This window comes from Bradyrhizobium sp. CCGB01, from assembly GCF_024199795.1.
Classification (GTDB): Bacteria; Pseudomonadota; Alphaproteobacteria; order Rhizobiales; family Xanthobacteraceae; genus Bradyrhizobium.
The window spans coordinates 3,280,203-3,302,511 of the sequence record NZ_JANADK010000001.1; the positions used below are offsets into that span (position 1 = coordinate 3,280,203).

Genomic DNA, 22,309 nt, shown 5'->3' on the forward strand with positions numbered 1-22,309 from the left:
GCCGCCGGTATGTTTCCGACATTGTCGCATGCTTCGGACGCCTTGAACGGTTTTAATCGGCACGCGACATGCGTTAAACTGCGGAACAGGTGCTTTTGAGTTTCAATACGCGAAACACGGCAGAGAGATCAGAGAGAATAATGACGGCACAGGACAGCAAGCTCGGCGACACCGACGACAAGATCTTCGTCGGCAAGGGAGACGAGCAGGCATGGCTGACGCTGGCGCTCGCCAATCGCCACGGCCTCGTCACGGGCGCGACCGGAACCGGCAAGACGGTGACGCTGCAGGTCATGGCGGAAGGATTTGCGCGCGCCGGTGTTCCGGTCTTCGCGGCAGACATCAAGGGCGACCTCTCCGGCATCTCCGAGGTCGGCGAGGCCAAGGATTTCATCGTCAAGCGCGCCACCGAGATGGGGCTGAAATTCCAGCCCGACCAGTTCTCGACGGTGTTCTGGGACGTGTTCGGCGAACAGGGCCATCCGGTGCGGGCGACCGTCACGGAGATGGGGCCGCTTCTGCTCGCGCGCATGCTTGATCTGAACGATGTGCAGGAAGGCGTCCTCAACGTCGCCTTTCGCGTCGCCGACGACAACGGTCTGACCCTCATCGACATGAAGGATCTGCGCGCGCTGCTCGATGCCATCGTGCCGGATGCCGGCAAGAAGGCCGCGGATGCAGGGGAAAGTCCGCTCGCCGACATCAAGAAGGAGGCGCAAGGCTTCGGCAACGTCACCAAGGCGACGGTCGGTACCATCCAGCGCCAGCTTCTGGTGCTGGAGAACCAGGGCGCCACCAAATTCTTCGGCGAGCCGGCGCTGACGCTGAAGGACTTCATGAAGACCGACCGCGACGGCCGCGGCATGGTCAACATCCTTGTTGCCGACAAGCTGCTGCAGAGTCCACGGCTTTACGCGACATTCCTGCTGTGGATGCTGTCAGAATTGTTCGAGGAGCTGCCCGAGGCCGGCGATCTGCCGAAGCCGAAACTGGTGTTCTTCTTCGACGAGGCGCATCTGTTGTTCAACGACGCGCCGAAGGCGTTGATGGACAAGATCGAGCAGGTGGTGCGTTTGATCCGATCCAAGGGCGTCGGCGTCTATTTCGTGACGCAAAACCCGATCGACGTGCCTGACCGCGTGCTCGGGCAATTGGGCAACCGTGTCCAGCATGCGCTGCGTGCCTTCACCCCGCGCGACCAGAAGGCGGTCGCGGCCGCAGCCCAGACCTTCCGGCCCAACCCGAAGCTCGACACTGCCAAGGTGATCATGGAGCTCGGCAAGGGCGAGGCGCTGGTGTCCTTCCTCGAAGGCAACGGCACGCCTGCGATGGTCGAGCGTGTCATGATCCGGCCGCCGTCGGCCCGCATCGGACCGATCACGCCGGAAGAACGCAAGGCCATCATGGATGCGAGCCCTGTAAAGGGCAAATACGACACCGCCGTCGATGCAGAGTCTGCCTACGAGATGATCCAGAAGCGCATTGCCGGCACGGCTGCGACGGCCGATGCCGGCGCGGCAGGAGGTGGCGGCGGTATCCTCGGCCAGATCGGCTCGATCGTCGGCACCATCTTCGGCACCAACGTCAAGCGCGGCCGCCTGTCGACGGGCCAGGTCATCGCGCGCGACGTGACGCGATCGGTCACCAACCAGGTGATCGGGGGGATGGCAGCCAATATCGGCAAGTCGGTCGCCGGTCAGGTCGGTGGCTCGATCGGCCGCACGCTGGTCCGCGGCGCGCTCGGCGGGCTGCTGCGGAGATAGGCAGGAAAGCCCTGTTCGGGGCCATTCGCGACCTCAGTCTGCGTGGTTCGAGACGCCCGCTTTGCGGGCTCCTCACCATGAGGGTCAAAGACCTCGCCGCGAAACTCGGCCTCATCCTGAGAGCCCGCCAAAGGCGGGCGTCTCGAAGGATGGCCGCTGGAAACTGCCCATCACACCCACCACAAATTCAGGTGAAGGGGGCTCTCCAAGCCCGCGCCGGTCTGCTACGTGCTGTTTGTTGCCGACTGGACATAATGTGACATCAACCGACCCGTTACCAAAACCTGATGCGCCGAGGTGGCCGTCGCTACGCGCGCCGCTCGACCTGCTCTTCCTGCTCTGCTGCTTCATTCTGACGGCCGACGTCCTCGGTCCCGAGATCTTCGGCAACGGCAAGACCAAGGACTACGCGCTTTGGTACTGGGCCGGGCAGCAGGTGCTGCACGGTGGAGCACTCTATCCCAGCGACATTCACGCATATTTCGAGTTCATCTACCCGCCGCTGCCGGCGATCCTGCTTGCGATCCCGAGCTGGTTCGGCAAGCTCGCGCTTTACACCATGCTGTCGGTCCTGAACGTGGTGGCGTGGTGGTACACGGGAACATTCTCCAATGTCATGACGGGATCGGGCCGCACGCCCGGCCCCTGGCTGGAAGCGCTGCCGGCCTTCGTCACCGTGACTTTCGTATTCGACATGTTCGATCTCGGCCAGCCGAACCTCGTGCTGCTGGCGATGATGCTCTACGGCTTCTGGTCCTTGCAGCATCAGCGGTCCTGGCTCGCGGGCTTCATGTTCGCGCTCGCCACCGCCATCAAGGTGTTTCCGATCGCGGTGCTGCCCTATCTGGTGTGGCGGCGGAAATGGGCGGCCGTCGTCGCTACGGTCGCCTTCACCGGCATCCTGCTTTACGTCGTGCCGGCGCCGATCCGCGGTTTCGAACGCAACGCGGCCGAACTCAAGACTTGGTATCAGGGCATGGTCGGCTCGAGCTCGGAAAAGGGCTTTGGCCAGCGCGACGAGCAGAATTGGTCGTGGGTCAACCAGTCCCTCATTGCCGTGACGCATCGTCTGGTCCGGCCGATCAACTACAATCAGGAGGATGCCAACAAGCCGCCGCGCACGATGAATATCATCGACGTCGACTACAAGACGGCGAACTGGATCGTGCTGGCGCTGTCGGCGCTGCTCGGGCTCGGCTTCCTCGCGGTGATGCCACGGCAAGCGCGGCGAACGGCGCGCTCGGATGCCGAGGAGCTCGCCATCCTGTTCTGTCTGATGACGGTGGCATCGCCCTTGGCGCGGCAATACTACTTCATGTGGTTGTTCTTCCCGATGACGGTGCTGATGCATCGTGCCGCCTTCGACGCGCGGGCGAATGTGCGGCTGGGAACCTGGCTCGCGTTAGGCGCCGCCGGCATCCTCATGCTGCTGTCGTTGCCTTGGTTTCCCAATGTCATCCAGGCCTGGGGCAACAACCTGGTCGCCACGGCCATTCTCGCTGGTAGCCTCGCATGGCACATCCGGCATCCACCGGTTGTGGCTGGCCCCGAGGCCACGACAGGGCTAAAAGCCAAGACATCTTGAGAGGACATCTTGAGCCCCCGATTTCTCGAGACCCAAAGCAGGGAATACGACAATGGCCAATGCGCAGCTTCAATCCGTGCTCGACCACATCGACAAGGAGTTTGACAACAGCCTGGAGCGTCTGTTCTCGCTGTTGCGGATCAAGTCGATCTCCGCCGATCCGGCCTTTGCCGCGGATTGCAACGCGGCGGCCGAGCATCTCGCCAAGGACATCGCAAGCCTCGGCGTCGCCACTGAAGTGAGACCGACCGCCGGCCATCCCGCCATCGTCGGCAAGACCAGTGCAGGCGGACGGCCGCATGTGATCTTCTACGGTCATTACGACGTGCAGCCGGTCGATCCGCTCGATCTCTGGCATCGTCCGCCGTTCGAGCCCGTGGTCACCGACCATGCCGACGGCCGCAAGATCATCGTCGCGCGCGGCGCCGAGGACGACAAGGGCCAGGTGATGACCTTCGTGGAGGCCTGCCGCGCCTGGAAGAAGGTGACGGGATCGCTGCCGATCGACATCACCTTCCTGATCGAAGGCGAGGAGGAGGTCGGCTCGAAGAACTTCGTGCCCTTCATCGAGGCCAACAAGGACGAGTTCGAGGCGGACTACGTGCTGGTCTGCGACACCGGCATGTGGGACCGCAACACGCCGGCGATCACGACGTCGCTGCGCGGCTTGCTCTATGAAGAGCTGAAGATCACCGCGGCCAACCGCGATCTGCATTCCGGCGTGTTCGGCGGCAGCGCGATGAACCCGATCCGGGTGCTGACGAAAATTCTCGGCAGCCTGTTCGACGACGACAACCGCATCACCATCCCCGGCTTCTATGACGGCGTGAAGGACCTGCCGCCCGACATCCTGGAGCAGTGGAAGAAGCTCAACCTCACGCCCGAGATGTTCCTGAGGCCGATCGGCCTGTCGATCCCCGCCGGTGAGAAGGGCCGGCTGTTGATCGAGCAGGCCTCCTCGCGTCCGACCTGCGACGTCAACGGCATCTGGGGCGGCTATATCGGCGAAGGCTCCAAGACGGTGATCCCGTCGCACGCTTCAGCCAAGGTCTCGTTCCGCCTGGTCGAGGGGCAGGACCCGCAAAAGATCCGCAAGGCGTTTCGCGACTACGTGACGGCGCGCATTCCCGGCGACTGCAAGGTCGAGTTCGGCGACCACTCGGCAGCGCCCGCGGTCGCGCTCGACTGGAACATGAAACCGCTCGCCGCCGCCAGCAAGGCGCTGACAGAGGAGTGGGGCAAGGAGACCGTGCTGATGGGCTCCGGCGCCTCGATCCCGATCGTCGCCGACTTCAAGCGGACACTTGGGCTGGACTCGCTGCTGGTCGGGTTTGGATTGGATGACGACAACATCCACTCGCCGAACGAGAAGTACGACCTCCGTAGCTTCCAGAAGGGTATCCGCTCCTGGGCGCGGATTCTCGCGGCGCTCGCCGAAGTGAAATAGGCACGGTGCCGTAGGGTGGATTAGCCGGAGGCGTAATCCACCAACTTCGTCCCGCATTCGCTGAAGCATGGTGGATTACGCTTCGCTAATCCACCCTACGCCCCCAAATAAAAACGCCGCCCGGGATTGGACGGCGTTTCATTCCAGAACGTGCAGAGGTAGTTCGACAGAGACACTACCTCAGATTTGCGAAAATCTCAAGACCGGTAACCCGGCAACTCGCGGTCGAGCTTGCGCAGCAGCGGCGGCCATACCAGGTTGGTGGCGCGCAGCTCGGCGCGGTCGCGGTTGGCGAGCAGCTCGGTGTTCTTGTCGATCGCGACGTCGTCGACCGGATAGACCGGCGTGCCCAGCGCGCGCGTGCGCACCTGCATCGAGCAGGCGCGCTCGAGATGGTACATGCGCTCGAAAGCGGAGGCCACCGAGCGGCCGACCGTCAGCGTGCCGTGATTGCGCAGCAGCATGTGATTGTGGTCGCCGAGGTCCTTCTGAAGCCGCGGCCGCTCGTCGTGATCGAGCGCGATGCCTTCATAGTCGTGATAGGCGAGGTCGTGGGTGACGAGCTGGGCGGTCTGGTTGAGCGGCAACAGCCCTTCCGCGCTGCTCGACACCGCGGTGCCGTCGAGCGTGTGGAGATGCAGCACGCAGATTGCGTCCTCGCGCACCTCGTGGATCGCCGAATGGATGGTGAAGCCGGCCGGGTTGATGCTGTACTCGCTCTCGGAGAGCTGGTTGCCGTGCAGGTCGACCTTGACGAGGCTCGAGGCCGTGATCTCGTCGAACATCAGTCCGTAGGGGTTGATGAGGAAGTGATGGTCGGGGCCGGGCACGCGCGCGGAGATGTGGGTGTCGACCAGATCGTCCCAGCCGTAGAGCGAGACGAGGCGGTAGCAGGCGGCGAGATTGACCCGTTGCTGCCACTCCGCCTCCGTCATGTTCGACGGCACTTCCTTCAGGCGCGCTTCCGCTGGCGACATGGCTATCTCTCCGAACATCGTTGTTGCGGGGAGGGAGCCTAGTCTCGGTCGGGTCTGGCAGCAAGGCGCGTCAAGAGCGCGGCAGTCAAGCGTCGCCCGCATGCTTGTCCGCCGTAGCTCGGAGAGCGAAGGCGGAAGCGAAGGTAGCCCCGGATGTCGCTTTCGCTCATCCGGGCTACGCGGAGAAAATCCTTACGGCGCCGGGATCGACAGCAGGCTGGAAATGCTGCGGCCGCGGATGTCGTAGACGCGGGCGAACACGACGTCGTCGCGCTTGATCTCGACCATCACGGGCGCGGTGAGGCCCTTGCAGTAGAACTCGCCGAGCGTCATCGCGAAATCGGCCGCGTTGGAATCCCAGCCGATGGTGAAGTCGGGCCCGAGCGCCACCTGGGCCGGGCGCTGCGGACCGCACACCGCGACCTTCCATTTGCGGTTGCCCGGCGGCACTTCCTGCCGCTCGACGATCTGCTCGCGCAGCTCGTCCGAGGCCTGCTTCAGCGCGAGGCCCCAATAGTCCAGCATGAAGCGGTCGTCGGCGGCGCGCACGGTGCCGGCGATGTGGTTGAAATGCGTGTACTGGTAGGGATGCAGCCGGATCATCTCGGCCAGCGAGAGCGCGAGGCCGAAGCAGAAGGTCGCGAGCACGACCGGCTGCCAGGTGCGGTGGTTGGTGCGCAGGCGCTCCATCGCCCAGGCAAAGGCGACGCCGCCGAGCACCGCCATCGGCGGGATCACGAAGACGAAGTGGCGGATGCCGTTGTACAGCGCCGGCCGCTTCACCATCGCGATCGCGAGCGGCAGGGTCGCCGCCAGCGTCAGCATCAACAGGATGGTCTTGCGGCGCGCCGGAACCTCGCGCCGCGGCAGCATGGCGAAGGTGCTGACCACGGCTCCGCCCATCAGCACGAGCATCACTTCGGGCAGTTGCAGCGCGAACAGCGTCGGCAGATAGGACCAGGGCATGTCGGGCACGGACACGATCGCGCCGTCGAACATCTCCTTCCAGGGCTTCTCGAAGAAATGCGAGAAGTAGGTCAGCGCCTCGAACGGATTGCCGGGCTCCATGATCGACCACGGCCAGATCAGGCCCATCACGAGGTAGCCGAACACGAGGCCGGGCAGCAGCACGTAGACGACATGGGCGAAACGCCTGATAGCCTCGCGCAGGCCCTCGTTGCGCAGTTCCTCCAGCAAGAGCGGCAGGAAGCCGATCAAGGCATAGACGAGCGCAAGGCCGCCGAGGACGCGACAGCCCAGCGAGAGGCCCGCACCCAGGCCGACGATCAGGATCGTGCGCGGCGAGGGCTGCGGATATTCCTCGGCAAGCCGGACGAGGCCGAGCATCAGGATGATCATGGCCACCGCGAAGGGCGCGTCCTTCGGGTTCATGAACATGTGGCCGTAGAAGATCGGGCAGAGCGCGAGCAGCAGGAGCGAGGCAAGGCCGGCAAGCGGCCCGCCGATGCGGCGGCCGACCCGCCACGTCACCGCAAGCCCGATCACGCCGACGATGGCGCCGAGCAGACGCCGCGTCTCGAACAGCTCGAGCGGAATGACCTTGTGCAGGAGGGCCGCGACCATGTCGAAGCCGCCGCCATACATGTAGAGATTCGCGAAGGAGAGCGCCGCGGTGTCCCTGAAGCCGGAACCGAACATGCGCAGCAGGAGGTCGGCATATTCAGCGTGGGTGTAATCGTCCCAGCCGAGCCCGTAATCGCGGAAGGTCAAGCCTGCAGTGACGGCGACCGCAGCCAGCACCAGCATGGCGAGATCGTCGCAAGTCCGTTCAACCGAGCGCCGCAGAGGCGTGTCGATCGCCGAAGTCGTGATGGATGTCATGGCTATTGGTGACCCGGAATCCCCTCTTGGCCCTGCTGGTGCCCGCGGGCCACTTCCCCGGAATCCCTATAGCGCAGTTCCATTACCAAGTAATTGGGCATTATGGCTAAATTCCTGATGCGACGCAGCAAATCCAGAAACTTGAGAGCAGGTAGAAGTAGCGGGCCGTAGCTGAAGGGAATGTGAATAAGTCCCTGATTTCCTTCCCTTTAGGAACGCGGGCTTTAATTCGCCGTTGGCGTGGAACACCGTATGACGGTATCGTGGCGTGACGGGTGCCGCGTGTCGGTACGCGGCCGGGGGTGAGTGCGATGACGTTGGCATTGTTGATTGCGGGGATTTTCGCCGTCCTGGCGGGCCTCCTTGCGATCGTGTTCGGCTTCACCGTCAGGGAGTTCAGCCTCGGCAGCACCCTGATAATCGCCGGAACCATTGGCGTCTGCTCCGGAATGTTACTGGCCGGCCTCCACGTCGTGGTCCTGGAACTGAAGGGCATCGCCCGTCGGCTGGCCGCATCCGCCGCGCCGGAGGTTCGGGTCAGGCCCGTGCTGCCGGGCCTCGCGATGCCCAGTGCGCCGGTATCCGAACCGTTCCCGGCACCGGCGATGAAAATCGAGCCACCGCCGCCACCGGCCGCAGGTCCGCCGCCATGGCAGGGTGAAGCCGCCGCGCGCGAGCGTCCGCGCGTCGAGCCGCCGCCGGAACCGGAAGCCCCAACGCCGCCTGCGGTTCAGGAAACGCCGCGCCGTCGCAACCTGCTGTTCGCCTCGACCTCCCGCAAGGAGCGCGAGCGTGCGGAGGCGAAGGCGACCGAGGGTTTGCCGCCGCAGCCTCGTGACGAGCCCGCGGAGCCCGCCGCGCCGGATGGTCCGCCTGCGAGCTTCGACGATGCCTGGCCGAGGCCGGACCGTATGCGGCCGCCGGAACCGCCGGCCGCGCGCCGCCCGCCGCCGCGCTCGCCGTCCGCCTTTGATGAGCCCCCGCCGCCGCCTGCACCCGAACCCGCGCCGGCGGCTGACCAGGCGCCCGTGACCGTGCTCAAATCGGGGATCGTCGACGGCATGGCCTATTCGCTCTATTCCGACGGCTCGATCGAAGCGCAGATGCCCGAAGGCATGATGCGCTTCGCCTCGATCGACGAACTGCGCGCCCATCTCGATCAGCGCGGCTGAGACCGGCTGCGTCCAAGTAGAGCGGCATCGTTGCTGTCACTTCGTCAGTAACCGGCTCAATATTCGTCAGTCGTCTTATTTCAGCCGAACGTATTGTTGACACGGAATACTCTGACGTCGTCAATCCCGCGAGACGCAAGGCGAGAGAAAGGTCGAGCCCATGTCGGATGCCGGGGCTAAGAATTTCATTGAGCTGACGGCGAGCATCGTGTCCGCCTATGTCGGTAATAATCCGACGCCGGCGGCCGAGATCCCGAACCTGATCAGCCAGGTGCATGGCGCCTTGGTGCGGGTCTCGTCGGGCCGCGCCGAGAGCGCGCCGCTCGAGCCGGCAAAGCCTGCAGTGTCGCTGAAGAAATCGATCGCGCCGGACTATCTGGTCTGTCTGGAAGACGGCAAGCGCTTCAAGTCGCTGAAGCGCCATCTGCGCACCCAGTACAACATGACCCCGGAGCAATATCGCGAGAAATGGGGCCTGCCGGCCGACTATCCCATGGTCGCGCCGAATTACGCCGTCGCGCGCTCGCAACTGGCAAAGCAGATGGGCCTCGGACAGCAGCAGCGGAAGCGGAAGTAGAGCTGCTGTAGCTTGCAACACACTCCGCCCTCATCCTGAGGAGCCCGCAAAGCGGGCGTCTCGAAGGATGGCCGCGGGCGAGATGTCTTAGGGTAGGCAAAGGCACCCTTGCGCTGTGTCCACCAGCATTCTTCAATCGCGATAAGAATGGTGGGCACGCTCCGCTTTGCCCACCCTACGGCATCACGACGCGTCCGCGAGCGCCTCTTTCGCGTCGGTCTTGATCCGCTCGACCATCGAGCGCAGGCCGTTGGAGCGCTGCGGCGTCAAATGATCGCGAAAGCCGAATTCGTTGAACACCGCGATCGCATCGGTGGCGAGGATCTCCTGCGGCGTGCGGCCGGAGTAAAGCGAGAGCACGATCGCGACCAGCCCGCGCACGATGTGGGCGTCGCTGTCGCCGCGATACTTCAGGATCGGCGCACCATTGCTGCGGTCGACCAGCTTCTGGAGCCAGACCTGGCTGACACAGCCGTTCACCTTGTTCGCGGCCGAATGCTCGGCCTCGGGCATCGGTTCCAGGGTGCGGCCGAGCTCGATGACGTACCGGTAGCGGTCGTCCCACTCGTCCAGAAGCTCGAAATTGTCCCTGATTTCGTCGATCGTCGTCATGCTGGCCCGTGTTCCCGTTCAGGCCAATATAGGGACGCGAGGACGTGAAATCGATAGGGTTTGGGGGCTAATTCGCCGCCTGGGGGCCGCGCCATTCCAGCGCGAGGTCGTCCTGGCTCAGGGTGTCGCGCGGCGCCTCGCTCGCAACAGCGTCGCCTTCGCCGGCCAGCGCGATCGAGCCGGTGTGATCGGGCGCCTTCTTGTCGTTCTTGTCGGTCTTCTCGAGCTGCTCTTTCTTGTCGTTGATGATCTGGTAGATCTTGCGCGCGCCGTCCTGAGCGCGCTGGCCGATGATGGTCGCGGCCTGTCCGCCGACCTCGCAGGCCGCCGGCTGGCGCTTGCAGAACTGGGTCACGTCGGAGACGGCCGCGGTCGCAGCCTGAACCGCATCGGCAGCGCCGATCTGCGGCAGCTTCTCCGATTCGGGAGTCTTGTCCCGCGGCAGGAGCACCAGCACCAGCCCGAGCCAGAATGTGATGCGGAGCAGAAAGCGCATCTTATCGACCTGTATGTTAGATCCCGCCGCGGCGATCTCCGCGAGGCGTCGGACCTAGCAACTCTCGATAAATCGCAAGTGATTGCCTTCCGCTTAATTCGCGGAAAATTTACGCCGGAATCTTTGCAAGGCCCGGTGTCGTAAATTTTCGATTGACGGCGGAGCCGCAATTCGGCCGCCTTTGCATATCCACCAATTCGAAACCATGCGGGGCACGGTGAAACCCTGTGTTCACCATCCGCGATGATGACATCGTCAAATCGCCTAAAAATCTCTGCGATGACACGGTGTCCGGCGGCAGGCCGCATTGCCTTAGCACTCGTTTAAGGTCGCTCTGACACGGTGGCTCAACGATAAGGAGGCGTTCCGGCGCGTCTTCTAAGACGAGTGAGCCGAAGCGCGAGACCCGTGACAGTTTTGAGTATCATCCGCGATTGTCTCGATGCGCTGCTGCATCCCTCCGCGCGTTACGACGCGCTGACGCGAGCGCGCCATCGTGCCTTCATGGCGCCGCGGCTGCTCGGCAGCCTGGCGGCATTTGCCGCATTCCCGATCTATCTCGCCATGCGCGGCGCGCCGAGCGCGATCGAGGTCGCCGCCTTCGCCTGGCTGATAGCGCCCATTCTGCTGTCATGGTTCCTGTCGCGCACCGGCCGCTATGAGGGCGCCCATGTGCTGTCGTCGCTGGCGCTCGCCGGCCTGGTCATGGCGATCGCCGGCACCACCGGCGGCATCGAATCATTCGCCGCGATCTGGCTGGTCGTGGTTCCCTTGGAAGCCGCACTGTCGGCCTCGCGCCGCGTCGCGGCCTTCGCCTCCCTGCTTGCGCTGTCCTGCGCCGGCGTCCTGATCCTTGTCAGCCAGCTCGGCTGGCTGCCGGCTGGTGACACCAGTGCCGCGGAACGCGGTGTGCTGATGGCGTTCGGCGTCGTCTCGGCGACACTCTATGCCGCGGGCCTCGCCTTCGGTGCGGAGTCGCTCGCGCGCGCCAGCGTGACGCTGCTGTCGCGCGAGGAAGAGCGCTATCGCCTGCTCGCGCGCAACATGAGTGACGTCATCTCGCGGCATCAGCGCAACGGCGCGGTACAGTTCATCTCGCCGGCGGCGGAAGTCATGCTCGGCATGCCCGTGGCGCAGCTGCTCGGCCACGGCCTGTTCGACCGCGTCCATGTCGCCGATCGTCCGGCCTATCTCACCGCTTTGTCGGATGCCGCCCGCGGCGACGTGCGCAGCGTCGAGTTCCGGCTGCGGCGGGAGCCGACCGGATCGGAACGCGGTCAGGATTTCATCTGGGTCGAGATGCGCTGCCGGCCGCTCGACCAGGATACGGGCCGCCAGAATCTCGACCTCGATGCCATGCGCGACGCGGAAGTCGTTGGCGTGATGCGCGACGTCACCGATCGCAAGCTTTCCGAGCAGGCGCTCGATCAGGCCTGCAGCGCCGCTGAGGCGGCCGATGCCGCCAAGACGCGCTTCCTCGCCACCATGAGCCACGAGCTGCGCACGCCGCTCAACGCCATCATCGGCTTCTCCGAGATGATCGCGCAGGAGCAGACCCTGATGCTGGGCGCGGCCCAGCGCAAGGAATACGCCCAGCTCATCAACGATTCCGGCCAGCATCTGCTGTCGGTCGTCAACGGCATCCTCGACATGTCGAAGATGGAATCGGGCAATTTCGAGATCGCGTCGGAGCCGTTCGCGCCGCGCGCCTCGCTGCTGCATTGCTGCAATCTGCTGGCGCTGAAGGCGCGGGAGAACGGCATCGATCTCATCACCGATGCGCCGCAGGACCTGCCGGTCATGACCGGCGATCCGCGCGCCTTCAAGCAGATCGTGCTCAATCTCGTCGCCAACGCCATCAAGTTCACCGAGCGCGGCGGTCAGGTCTCCGTATCAGCCGCGGTGACGGGCTCGCAGCTCACGCTGCGCATCAGCGACACCGGTGTCGGCATTGCGGCGGACGATCTCAAGCGCATCGGCGCGCCGTTCTTCCAGGCCGGCAAGACCTATCAGCGCCGCCACGAAGGCACGGGCCTCGGCCTTTCGATCGTGAAGAGTCTCGTGGCGTTGCATCTCGGCGAATTGACGGTACAAAGCAGGCTGGGCGAGGGCACCGCCGTCACCGTCAAGCTGCCGCTCGTCTACACACCGCCGCAGGCCAGGCCTTCCGATAGAATGCCGGCCGAGAGCAAGATCGCGACGCTGACGCCGGTGCTGCGCCAGGAAATTCACGACCAAATTCACGACCAACTTCACGACCAACCCGCTCTGGTGAAGAAAAGTGCCTAAGAAGTCTGCCAAGGACGAAGCCGCACCGCGCCGCCGCGGCGCCAAGGCCGCGGTCATCGATGTCGAGACCGAGCGCAACCTCGTGATGCGCGTGCTGCTGCACAGCCCCAAGGATACGCTGGCAGGTTTCGTCGCCGTCGCCGCCGTCGGCGCGATCGTTGCCAACGCGCTGTTCCTTCAGATCGGACGGCATCCGGCGCCGATGTTCGGCACCGTGATCAATCTTCCCGCGCCGTCGTCCGTGCCGTTGTCGAACCCCTTGCCGCGTCCGCGCCCCGTCGGCGCCGACACCTCGCCGCTCGAGCCGAGAGCGACGGAGTTCCGCGCCGAGCCCAGACCTGCCGAGCGCGCCGCCGAGAAGGCCCCGGAGAAGCCGGTCGAGGCGACCGCATCGACGCCGCGCTCGGGCGATCCCATGACCAATCTGGTCAAGCAAACCACGTCGGCACCTCCTTCCGTCGCCGTCGCGCGTCCGCCGGCGCCGATTCCCGTACAGCAGAGCCCGGCCGCGCGGCGTATCGCCGGTGTGCAGCGCGCGCTGTCCGAATATGGCTACGGCAATTTGAAGATCACGGGCACGATGGGTGCGGAGACGCAGTCGGCGATCCAGAAATTCGAGCGCGAACACAAGATGCAGGTCACCGGCCAGGTGTCCGACCGCCTGCTCCGCGAACTCGGCGCCGCGATCGGCCATCCCGTCGAATAGTCGTCATCGGCATGCGGAGGCTGGTGCTGATTGCATCACTGGCCTATCGTGCGCGTCATGCGTTTGAAATCAAATATCTGGGTCTCAGCCTATTTGCGCCGGTGCCAGACCGAGGGCGTGTTCGGGGCCGTGCGTCGTCGCGGCGCGGAGGAAGCAGGGGCGGTGTTCGTGAAGGTGTCACTGCTCGACGGCAACGCGATGCTGTATGCGCCCGCGCCGCAGACCGTCTATGATGATGGCCGCCCCGTCGATCGCTTTTTCGTGCCGGTCGCGGCGCAGCCCTTGCCGGAACACACCATCGAGGAACGGCTGAGCAAGGAAATCCGCTTCGATCCGGATGCCTGGATCGTCGAGACTGAGGACCGCACCGGGCGGCATTTTCTGGAGCTGGCGAAGATGTAACGGCTGCCTCACCGTCATTGCGAGCGCAGCGAAGCAATCCAGAATCTTTCCGCGGAGGGGTTCTGGATTGCTTCGTCGCAAGGGCTCCTCGCAATGACGAGCCTGGGGCGCGTCGCGCGTCTCAGCGGCAGCGCCCGAGCAAATCAGCGATCCGACGATCCGCCAGTACCCGTCCGCACAGCCTGGCTCGAGCCGGGCTGCACGCCCGGCCGCGACTGGCTTGCGCCCGCACGCGCGCGCTGGCGTTCGCTGTCATGCAGCGAGGACTGGTATTTTGCACGCGTGACCGCGAGCGTCGAGCCGCGCCAGGCTGCCAGCATCACCAGCGCGGAGCGGTCGCCGAGCCGGTCGTAGAGCCGCGACAGGCGGTACACCGCATCGACCGAATTGCCGATCTCCGGCTTGAAGAACAACAGGATGCGCTGGAAGTTCGGGCTCGGCATGTCGAGCGCGCGCGCGGCGACCGCGAGCGCTTCGCCACCGGCATCGTCGACGATCTGCGCTGCGACGCGCGAGGGCAGGATCAGGCTGTCGCCGAGTTCATAGGTGAAATTCTCGACGTCATTGGCGATCGCCGCCATCTCCAGGATCTGGATCGCGCGCCTGGCGCGCACGGTCGGAATCCGCGGCGCGGCCTTCAGCGGCGTCTGCGCCAGATTGTGCAAGATCAGCGCGCGCTGGGGCGCACCGGCGTTGAAGAACATGTCGTGGATCTCGGCCGCTTCCTTCGGCTGCATCGCCATGTTCGCGGCCATGCGCTGCTCGGCGTCGGTCGGCGTGCGGGCAGGCGACGGGGCGTGCGCGGGAGCGGGAATTTCGCGCGCGAGCGGAACCCTGCGGCCCTCCTGCGCGGCGACCAGCCCGAGCTTCTGCAGGACCGGGACGGGTGTCTGCGGATAGATCGCAAGCTTCGCCTTGACGGAGGCGCGCGTCGCATCATCGACCTGGTCGATCAGCCGCGTTGCGAGCTCGATGAACTGGCGTTGCTCGTCGTCGCTGTGGGTGGGCGCCTGGACATAGAGGTCCGTCAGCACGCGCAGCAGCGTCGGTCGAACATCGACGCCTTCGCGACGGGAGAGGCTCATCAGGCCGTCGAATCCGGGAAACAGCGACTTGGTCATGGAGGGATACGCGACCTGGAAAAGATACTCAGCCCGAGCCTATCTCAGGTTCCTTTAAAGGCTCGTTAAGGAAAACGAGCCGTGAAGCCGATCCCTCGATTTGAGGGTGATCGTGCCGCAACGGGACGCCGCGCCAGGACATGGCCAGGGCCCGTGCGGCTACGGTCCGGAAAGTGCGTTTACATCCCGTTAACCATGAACTGATCTTAATGAATGCATGTTGCACGAGCGCGCCGGGTCGCGCGGCAATTGATAGAGAGCTGATATGGGGACCATCATCGAATTTCCGGCCGGTCGCCGGGCAGGCTCGCCGGGGGATGCCACGCCGCGCACGGAAACGGGAACGATTCTGATCCTCCCCGTGATTCGCATCGAGCGCGAGACGGACGAAACCAGCGGCGATCGCGGGCCGGAGCAGGGCACAGCGCCGGGGCGCCGTCGTCGCCGCCGCTAGCATCCGGCTTTTGCAATGCCGGAAGCCATCCGCCAGATCCGCACCGTCGTGACGGCCGTCGTGCTTGCACTCACTGGCGCGATGCTCGCCGGCTGCAGCGGCGGCGATTTCGGCCGCACCCGCGAGAGCATGCGCAGCGACGACATGCATCGCTGGCTCGGGGCCGAGGCCACCGGCAGTGTCGGCCTGAGGGCATCCCAATTCCAGCTCACCGACGCGGAGCGCCAGCTTCGCGACCTCGCCTATCCCATGATCGAGCCGCCGCTGTCGCGGCCGGCATGGAAGAGCGTGTTCGGCGACTACAAGGCGCTGCCGTCACCCTGGCAGCAGAAGGTCGTGTTCGACCGCACCATGTATGGACGCACGCTGATCGACGAGCCGCATCGCTCGCATTCCTCGCGCTATGCGCAGCTGATCGAGGACGTGCGCAACGACACCACGCGCTTCGAGCCATTCTTCGCCTCCGCAATCCGCGTCATCGATCTCGACAGGAAGCGCAATGCCACCATGGCGCGCGTCTCCGAGCTCTCGCCGAGGGAGAGGGACGATGCGGTCGCGCGCATGCAGGAGAACTCGCTGATCATCCAGTGGGTGCAGCAATGCCTCGAGCAGCGCATCTCGTCCTATCGCTGGGCGCTTGAACGTCTGGTGATCCAGGCGCCCGACGGCATGGCCGCCGATGCCGACCGCCTGATCGGCGAGCTCGCCGCCCAGACCGCCAATCCGCCGGTCCAGGCGCAGCCGCCCTACGGCCGCGCGGTGATCTCGAAGGGCTAGGTTTTCGCGCGGGGCGATCGCTTGGTCGGCCCGGGCTTGCGCCGCTGCTTCTGCAGCTTCCCGACAAAATCCTTCAGCGCATCCGCCAGCGGCACTGATGCGCGATAGGCGAGGCCGACCTCGCGCTTCACCTTGACCTCGATCTCGCGCACCGCGACATCAGGATTGCCGCGCGCCACGCCTTCCGGGACGATGGCGATGCCGACGCCGGCGGCGACCAGCGCCATCGCCCAGTCCTCCGATTGCGCGATCGCCGCGGTCTGGCGTCGCTGCGCGGCGCGGCCGAAGAATTCGCTTTGCTCGCAATGGCAGCGGTCGATCAGGGGCACGCCGGCGAGGTCGGTGGTGCGGAGCTTCTCCTTCAGCGTCAGCGGATGCGACGGTGGCAGCGCGGCGACATAACGCTCGCTCCACAGCGCGACGAAATGCTCGTCATTGCGCACCATCGTCTTCGAGATGATCCGCGCATCGGCGCGCTCGTCGCTGCCGACGAGGCGAAGCGCGATGTCGGCGCGTGCCGTCAGCGGCTTCAAGAGCGCGATGGTCCGGGGCACGTCGAGCGTGCGCATCAGGCCGAGCGTCACATTGGTCTTGGTATTCGGCTTCCTGAACAGGCTGCGCGCGGCATCGGCTTCGTCGATGATGCGGCGGGCGAGGGTGTGAAACTGCTCGGCCGAGGCGGTGGGCGCGACGCCCTTCTTGTGCCTGATGAACAGCGTGGTGCCGAGCTCGGCCTCCAGATTGGTGATCGCGGTCGAGATCGACGGCTGCGACACGAAGCAGGCGCGCGCCGCGGCGGTCAGATTGCGCGCGCGGTAGACGGCGGCGAAATAGCGAAGCTCGCGGATGTCCATAGGATGTACCTAGAGATACTATTGGTATCTAATATTTTACCTATGGATCGCGGGATGACAAGAACGCCCTGCTCACAACAGACAGGGACGCGCGATGAAGATCCACCATCTCAACACCGGCACGATGTGCCCCATGGGGCGCCGGCTGGTGAACGGCACCGGCAGCCTGTTCCAGCGCGCACGCCTGGTCTGCCATTGCCTGCTGGTGGAGACGAATGACGGGCTCGCTCTTGTCGACACCGGCATCGGCCTTGGCGATATCGCCACGCCTGGCCGGCTCGGCCGGCGATGGCTGCGGCAGACCGCGCCAAGGCTCGATCCGGCGGAGACGGCGGTCGAGCAGGTGAAGGCGCTCGGCTATTCACCCGCCGACGTCCGTCACGTGCTACTGACCCATCTCGACCGCGATCACGCCGGCGGCGTGCCTGATTTCCCGCATGCCGCGATCCACGTCCATCGCGCCGAATACGACATGGCGGTGCTGCGCAAGCCGGCGCCGCCCGCGGGGCGCTATGTCGGCGGGCAGTGGAGCCATGGCCCGAGCTGGACGTTTTATGGCGAAGCCGGCGAGGACTGGTTCGGCTTCAAGGGCGTGCGCGCCCTCGGCGACAGGGAAGGGGACATCCTGATGATTCCGCTCGCCGGTCACACGCTTGGCCATTGCGGCATCGCGGTGCGGTCAGGCGGCAAATGGCTGCTGCATGCCGGCGACAGCTATTTCCATCATGCGCAGCTCGAAGCATCGCCGCGCATGCCGCTGATGCTCGGCTATTTTCAGCGCAAGGGCGACATGGACCGAAGCCAGCGCATCGCCAACCAGGCGCGGCTGCGCGCGCTGAAGCTGAACCACGGCGACCGCGTGACGATCGTCAACAGCCACGATCCCGTTGATTACGAGAACTGCCGGTGTGGCGCGCATTGACGCGCCACCCCTGTCAGTCCGTCAACGCTGCCCGTCATGCACGGAGATCTCGGACGCCTTGAGGCCCCCGATGCGCGCGTGCGGCCGGCCGCCGGTCGCCATCACGAGGCCGAAGGCGATCTCGTCACGCCGTGGCGAATCCCACAGCGTCATCTCCGCGGTGCCGAAATGGCTGCGGACATAGGCGGCGTGGATATGGCCGAGCGGTACCATCAGGCGCGTGCCGGGCCCGCCGATGGTCTTCGCCGCCGGGACGATCGCCTTTGGTTGACCGAGGACTTCGCGCATGCCCTGACCGCCGGCTTCATGCCAGGCGGCGCCGTGCTCGAGCTCGCCGTCTTCGCCGACGATGATGCCCTTGCCGTAGGCTTCGACGTGCGATGCGCCCCCAAGCTGCGCGATCAGCCGCGTTGCGAGCTCGCGTCCAAGCTCACGCAAGGACGCCTGAAACGGCATCAGGTCGGGTTCAAAGCGGCCCGCGAAGGGATTGCGGACCACCGCAACAGCCGTTCCAACGAGAAGCGGCTTCTCCAGGCGGGGGCCGCGCTCGTGCCAGATGGTCTCGACGCCGAGCGCAGTCTTCCGGATCTCGTATGACATCCGCGGCTCTATGCTTCGTCGATGACGGGATTGCGCAGCACGCCGATGTTCTCGATCTCGACCTCGACCACGTCGCCGGGCTTGAGGAAGACCGGCGGCTTGCGGGTGAAGCCGACGCCGGCCGGGGTGCCGGTGGCGATGACATCGCCGGGGACGAGGTCGAAAATGGTCGAGCAATATTCGATCAGCCGCGGGATCGAGAAGATCAGCATCGATGTGTCCGAGGACTGCTCCACCACCCCGTTGACGCGCGTCTCGAGCTTGAGCCTGGTGGGATCGCCGATCTCGTCCGGCGTCACCAGCCAGGGCCCGAACGGGCCGGTGCCGACGAAGTTCTTGCCGGAAGCGATCTGCTGGGCGTGGCGCTGCCAGTCGCGCACGCTGACGTCGTTGTAGATCGAGTAACCCGCCACGTGATCCCAGGCGTCGGCCTGGCTGATGTGACGGCCGCCCTTGCCGATGACGACGGCGAGCTCGCCCTCCCAATCGAAATTGTCCGAGACCTTCGGCCGGACCACCGGCGCGTTGTGCGCGACCTGGGAGCGCCAGACCCGGAGGAAGATCGGCGGAAACTCCGTGATCTCGCGCTTCATGCCGAACGCCACCGCCTCGTTGTGGTGGTCGAGATAATTGCGCACGGCGCAGACGATCTTTTCCGGGCGCGGGATCACCGGCAGATATTTGACGTCGCTGAGCGCCAGAGCGGGCTTGTGCCCGGCGACGATGGACTCGCGGCGGGCGTAGTCATCGCTGCCGAGGAAGTCCGCGAGCGTCGGATACCGGGGCAGGGCGCGGCTCAGGTCGACAACCCCGTTTTCGACAACGGCGCCCCAGCTTTCCCGATTTCCGTCCAAGAACGACAGCAGCTTCATGGTTTCGCCCCAAGGGTTCGTATTTTCGATCTTGTATATTATTTTCGAAAATAGCGGCGAACGCAAGCCCGCCGCGCGAAAAAGCCGGATCGGCCTATTCGGCGTCGAGCAAATGCCCGGCGTAATTCGCCACGTTGTCGGCGGTCGAGCGGATATGCGTCTCGATCAGTTGCACCGCGAGATCAGCATTGCGCGAGATGGCGGCCTGCATGATCGCCTGATGCTCGCCGGCCTTGTCGCGCGGGCGCGGCCGGAAATTGGCCGACAGGTGCCGATAGCGCTCGGCGCGATCGAACAGCTCGGCGCGAATGGCGAGAAGCGTCGCCGAGCCACAGGCGGACACCAGCGCCTGGTGGAATTGGCGGTGGGCGATCTTCCACTCGGGATCGCGCAGCGGATGTTCGGGATCGCGCTGCTCGATCCGCTTCAATCTGTGCAGCGTCGAGATGACCGCGATTTCCCAGTCGTCGTCGCCCCGCTCGATCGCGCGCCGGATCAATTCCACTTCGATGAGGACGCGGGCATCGGTGACTTCCGCCAGATCCTGGCGGCTGACCGGCGCCACACGAAATCCGCGCTGCTCCTGCGCATCGACCAGCCCTTCGGCGGCGAGTGCCGTCAGTGCCTCGCGGAGCGTCGTGAAGCTTGCGCCGAACCGTTCGCGCAACACGTCGAACCGCAGGGGCTCGCCGGGTACCAGACCGCAGGCAATGATCTCCTCGCGCAGCCGATGCGTGATGTCGGCGGCAATGGTCTTGCCGAATTCCTTGCGGGGGCGAATGGCGCCGTCGGTCATGGTTTCTGCCATTGAATCGATGCCTCAAGATGCCGCGCCAACGACCATCTTGCAATAATTTTCGTAATGGATATGATTTTCGAAAATATGGGTTGGGAGGCAAGTGAAATCATGAGGGCGGTGTTGGTGCGTCAGCCGGGTGGGCCGGAGGCGCTCGAACTGGTCGAGCTTCCGATGCCTGTGCCCGGACCCGGCCAGGTGCAAATCCGGGCCGAGGCATTCGGGGTGGGGCAGCCCGACGTGCTGATCCGGCGCGGCGTCTACAAATGGATGCCGCCGCTGCCGGCCAATCCCGGCAATGACGTCGCCGGACGCATTACCGCGCTCGGGCCCGGCGTCGAGGGCTTTGCCGCTGGCCAGAAGGTGCTGCTGAGCGCGCGCGACCTGTCGCAGCGCGGCGGCTGTTACGCCGACTATGTGGTCGCGCCCGCGGATGCCGTGCACGCGCTGCCGGATAATGTCGATCTGCAAGCCGCCGTGTGCCTCTCGAACTATCAGGTCGCTTACGCTCTGCTGCACGAGTGCCGCCATCCGCGCGCGCCTGCGAGCGTGCTGGTGATTGGAGCTGCCGGCGGCGTCGGCACCGCGCTGGTGCAGCTGGCAAAGCTCGCGCAGATGAAGGTCATTGGTACGGTCTCCACCGACGAGAAGGCGGAGTTCGCGAAGGCGAACGGCGCCGATCACGTCATCTTCTACCGCCGCGAGGACGTCGTGGCGCGGACCCGCGAGCTGACGGATGGCGAGGGCCTCGGCCTCGTGCTCGATCATGTCTGCGGGCCGGAGTTCACGGGCTATCTCGGCGCGCTCGGCAAATGGGGAACGCTGCTGTCGTACAACGCTTTCGCCGGATTGCCAGAAGAAAATCTGATGGCGGCGATGCGCGACCATCTCGACATCTGTCCGGCCGTGCGCTGCTTCTCCTTCCACATTTACGACCATGACCGCGACGGCCGCCGGGCCCTGATGCGGAGCGTGATCGATGCGTTGAGCCGTAATGCGATCAAGCCGGCCATTTCGGCGGTTCTGAAGCTCGACGAGGTCCGGCAGGCCCACACGCTGCTCGAGCAGGGCTCGGCGCTCGGCAAGATCATCATGACGCCATGAGGGGATGGACTGCACGATGACGACACAGGCACCCATTGCAAGGTTCACCCGGCTGCGGCACGCGACCTTCGCCTCGCCCGATCCCGAGCGGCTGCTCGACTATTACCGCGGCGTGATCGGTCTCGGCCTCGTCGGCCGCGACGGAGACCGCATCTTTCTCGCCAGCGATTGCGAGCAGCTTTCGCTCGTGATCGAGCCCGGCGCGGCGGCGCTGACGAGCATCGGCTTCGAAATATCCCCCGACGTCCAGCTCGAGGCGCTGGGCGCTGCGCTGAAGCAGGCGGATCTGCGGCCGGAGCTTCGGAGCGATGCCCTGCCTGGCGTGCCCCGCCTGCTGTCGTTCAGCGATCCCGAAGGCACACGCTTCGAGCTGGTCCAGGGCTGGACGCCGACGCCCGCGCAGGAGCGGATCGGCGCGCTCGCCGTCGTCAAGCTCGGCCATGTCGCCCTTCGCACGCCCGATCCGCGTGCGGCCTCGGAGTTCTACGCCAATGTCATGGGCCTGCGCGTCTCCGACTGGATCGAGGATCGCTTCGTCTTCATGCGCAGCGGCTTCGAGCATCACACGCTGAACTTCGCCCGCGCCCCCGATCGCGGCCTGCATCACTTTGCTTTCGAGCTGCGTGGCCCCGCCCACATGCACCAGGCCTGCGACCATCTCGCGCGGCACAAGCTCCCCGTTCTCTGGGGACCGGTGCGTCACGGCCCCGGGCACAACACCGCGATCTATCATCGCAATCCCGACGGGCATCTGGTCGAGCTGTTCCACGATCTCGACCGCATGACGGATGAAGAGCTCGGCTATTTCGAGCCGCGTCCCTGGCATCGCGATCGACCGCAGCGGCCAAAAGTCTGGGTCGGCCTGCCGCGCGACGTCTGGGGCATGGCGCCGTCACCGGAATGCACGGAGTTCGCCCGCTAGCCAGCGCGTCACGACTTGA

At 65.2% G+C, this 22,309-nt stretch carries 22 protein-coding genes; 13 read left to right on the top strand and 9 right to left on the bottom strand.

The window, feature by feature from the left end; translation table 11 throughout:
- The first annotated feature begins 140 nt into the window (after positions 1 to 140).
- From NLM25_RS14975 to NLM25_RS14985, 3 genes are all read left to right on the top strand, one after another.
- Positions 141 to 1,763, top strand: coding sequence for a helicase HerA-like domain-containing protein (locus NLM25_RS14975; protein WP_254137446.1), 1,623 nt, complete (start codon positions 141 to 143; stop codon positions 1,761 to 1,763).
- Positions 1,764 to 2,019: 256 nt separating this feature from the next.
- Positions 2,020 to 3,348: a glycosyltransferase 87 family protein gene (locus NLM25_RS14980; protein ID WP_254137447.1), complete on the top strand. Its 1,329-nt coding sequence runs from the start codon at positions 2,020 to 2,022 to the stop codon at positions 3,346 to 3,348.
- 52 nt (positions 3,349 to 3,400) lie between these two features.
- Complete coding sequence (locus NLM25_RS14985; RefSeq protein WP_254137448.1) at positions 3,401 to 4,795, top strand: M20/M25/M40 family metallo-hydrolase; 1,395 nt, start codon at positions 3,401 to 3,403, stop codon at positions 4,793 to 4,795.
- A 197-nt stretch (positions 4,796 to 4,992) separates the two neighbouring features.
- Here NLM25_RS14985 and NLM25_RS14990 read toward each other — a convergent pair whose 3' ends face one another.
- A complete protein-coding gene (locus tag NLM25_RS14990) occupies positions 4,993 to 5,772 on the bottom strand; it encodes a class II aldolase/adducin family protein (RefSeq protein ID WP_247496511.1) in 780 nt (259 codons plus the stop codon).
- Between the two features lie 192 nt (positions 5,773 to 5,964).
- Positions 5,965 to 7,614 carry a glycosyltransferase family 39 protein gene (locus tag NLM25_RS14995; protein ID WP_254137449.1) on the bottom strand — a complete coding sequence of 550 codons (1,650 nt, stop codon included), beginning with the start codon at positions 7,612 to 7,614 and terminating at the stop codon, positions 5,965 to 5,967.
- Between the two features lie 311 nt (positions 7,615 to 7,925).
- Here NLM25_RS14995 and NLM25_RS15000 point away from each other — a divergent pair, with 311 nt between their 5' ends.
- Together NLM25_RS15000 and NLM25_RS15005 are read left to right on the top strand one after the other, a co-directional pair.
- Positions 7,926 to 8,786 carry a DUF308 domain-containing protein gene (locus NLM25_RS15000; protein WP_254117685.1) on the top strand — a complete coding sequence of 287 codons (861 nt, stop codon included), beginning with the start codon at positions 7,926 to 7,928 and terminating at the stop codon, positions 8,784 to 8,786.
- Positions 8,787 to 8,946: 160 nt separating this feature from the next.
- On the top strand, positions 8,947 to 9,363 hold the full coding sequence (locus NLM25_RS15005) for a MucR family transcriptional regulator (RefSeq protein ID WP_254117686.1): 417 nt from the start codon (positions 8,947 to 8,949) through the stop codon (positions 9,361 to 9,363).
- A gap of 183 nt (positions 9,364 to 9,546) precedes the next feature.
- Here the strand turns inward: NLM25_RS15005 and NLM25_RS15010 are convergent, their stop codons facing one another.
- The gene (locus NLM25_RS15010; RefSeq protein ID WP_254117687.1) at positions 9,547 to 9,975 is read right to left on the bottom strand and encodes a SufE family protein; all 429 of its coding nucleotides are present in this window, start codon (positions 9,973 to 9,975) and stop codon (positions 9,547 to 9,549) included.
- Between the two features lie 67 nt (positions 9,976 to 10,042).
- The gene (locus tag NLM25_RS15015) at positions 10,043 to 10,471 is read right to left on the bottom strand and encodes a DUF5330 domain-containing protein (RefSeq protein WP_254117688.1); all 429 of its coding nucleotides are present in this window, start codon (positions 10,469 to 10,471) and stop codon (positions 10,043 to 10,045) included.
- A 408-nt stretch (positions 10,472 to 10,879) separates the two neighbouring features.
- Between NLM25_RS15015 and NLM25_RS15020 the strand changes: the two genes are divergently transcribed.
- The 3 genes from NLM25_RS15020 to NLM25_RS15030 are packed head-to-tail and all read left to right on the top strand — an operon-like array spanning position 10,880 to position 13,868.
- Positions 10,880 to 12,760 (top strand): PAS domain-containing sensor histidine kinase, encoded by a 1,881-nt coding sequence (locus tag NLM25_RS15020; protein WP_254137450.1) that lies wholly within the window; start codon positions 10,880 to 10,882, stop codon positions 12,758 to 12,760.
- A complete protein-coding gene (locus NLM25_RS15025; RefSeq protein ID WP_254137451.1) occupies positions 12,753 to 13,466 on the top strand; it encodes a peptidoglycan-binding protein in 714 nt (237 codons plus the stop codon). Before NLM25_RS15020 ends, NLM25_RS15025 begins: the two co-directional genes overlap by 8 nt.
- Positions 13,467 to 13,523: 57 nt before the next feature.
- Positions 13,524 to 13,868, top strand: a complete 345-nt coding sequence (locus NLM25_RS15030) for a DUF1491 family protein (protein WP_254141182.1) — start codon at positions 13,524 to 13,526, stop codon at positions 13,866 to 13,868.
- A gap of 143 nt (positions 13,869 to 14,011) precedes the next feature.
- Here the strand turns inward: NLM25_RS15030 and NLM25_RS15035 are convergent, their stop codons facing one another.
- The gene (locus tag NLM25_RS15035; protein WP_254137452.1) at positions 14,012 to 14,989 is read right to left on the bottom strand and encodes a DUF2336 domain-containing protein; all 978 of its coding nucleotides are present in this window, start codon (positions 14,987 to 14,989) and stop codon (positions 14,012 to 14,014) included.
- A gap of 265 nt (positions 14,990 to 15,254) precedes the next feature.
- On the opposite strand from NLM25_RS15035, the gene NLM25_RS15040 reads away from it, so the two are divergent.
- Positions 15,255 to 15,443: a hypothetical protein gene (locus NLM25_RS15040; protein WP_254117693.1), complete on the top strand. Its 189-nt coding sequence runs from the start codon at positions 15,255 to 15,257 to the stop codon at positions 15,441 to 15,443.
- 15 nt (positions 15,444 to 15,458) lie between these two features.
- The gene (locus NLM25_RS15045; protein ID WP_254137453.1) at positions 15,459 to 16,220 is read left to right on the top strand and encodes a hypothetical protein; all 762 of its coding nucleotides are present in this window, start codon (positions 15,459 to 15,461) and stop codon (positions 16,218 to 16,220) included.
- Here the strand turns inward: NLM25_RS15045 and NLM25_RS15050 are convergent.
- Complete coding sequence (locus tag NLM25_RS15050) at positions 16,217 to 17,074, bottom strand: LysR family transcriptional regulator (RefSeq protein WP_254137454.1); 858 nt, start codon at positions 17,072 to 17,074, stop codon at positions 16,217 to 16,219. The genes NLM25_RS15045 and NLM25_RS15050 overlap by 4 nt on opposite strands.
- Positions 17,075 to 17,168: 94 nt before the next feature.
- Between NLM25_RS15050 and NLM25_RS15055 the strand changes: the two genes are divergently transcribed.
- Positions 17,169 to 17,996, top strand: coding sequence for an MBL fold metallo-hydrolase (locus NLM25_RS15055; protein ID WP_254137455.1), 828 nt, complete (start codon positions 17,169 to 17,171; stop codon positions 17,994 to 17,996).
- Between the two features lie 21 nt (positions 17,997 to 18,017).
- Here the strand turns inward: NLM25_RS15055 and NLM25_RS15060 are convergent, their stop codons facing one another.
- The 3 genes from NLM25_RS15060 to NLM25_RS15070 all read right to left on the bottom strand — a co-directional run bounded on the left by NLM25_RS15060 (position 18,018) and on the right by NLM25_RS15070 (position 20,264).
- Positions 18,018 to 18,596: an amino acid synthesis family protein gene (locus tag NLM25_RS15060; RefSeq protein ID WP_254137456.1), complete on the bottom strand. Its 579-nt coding sequence runs from the start codon at positions 18,594 to 18,596 to the stop codon at positions 18,018 to 18,020.
- An 8-nt stretch (positions 18,597 to 18,604) separates the two neighbouring features.
- On the bottom strand, positions 18,605 to 19,468 hold the full coding sequence (locus tag NLM25_RS15065) for a fumarylacetoacetate hydrolase family protein (RefSeq protein WP_254141183.1): 864 nt from the start codon (positions 19,466 to 19,468) through the stop codon (positions 18,605 to 18,607).
- Between the two features lie 94 nt (positions 19,469 to 19,562).
- Complete coding sequence (locus NLM25_RS15070; protein ID WP_254141184.1) at positions 19,563 to 20,264, bottom strand: FCD domain-containing protein; 702 nt, start codon at positions 20,262 to 20,264, stop codon at positions 19,563 to 19,565.
- A 111-nt stretch (positions 20,265 to 20,375) separates the two neighbouring features.
- Between NLM25_RS15070 and NLM25_RS15075 the strand changes: the two genes are divergently transcribed.
- Positions 20,376 to 21,368, top strand: a complete 993-nt coding sequence (locus NLM25_RS15075; protein WP_254137457.1) for a zinc-dependent alcohol dehydrogenase family protein — start codon at positions 20,376 to 20,378, stop codon at positions 21,366 to 21,368.
- Between the two features lie 16 nt (positions 21,369 to 21,384).
- The gene (locus tag NLM25_RS15080) at positions 21,385 to 22,290 is read left to right on the top strand and encodes a VOC family protein (protein WP_254117701.1); all 906 of its coding nucleotides are present in this window, start codon (positions 21,385 to 21,387) and stop codon (positions 22,288 to 22,290) included.
- The last annotated feature ends 19 nt before the right edge of the window (positions 22,291 to 22,309 follow it).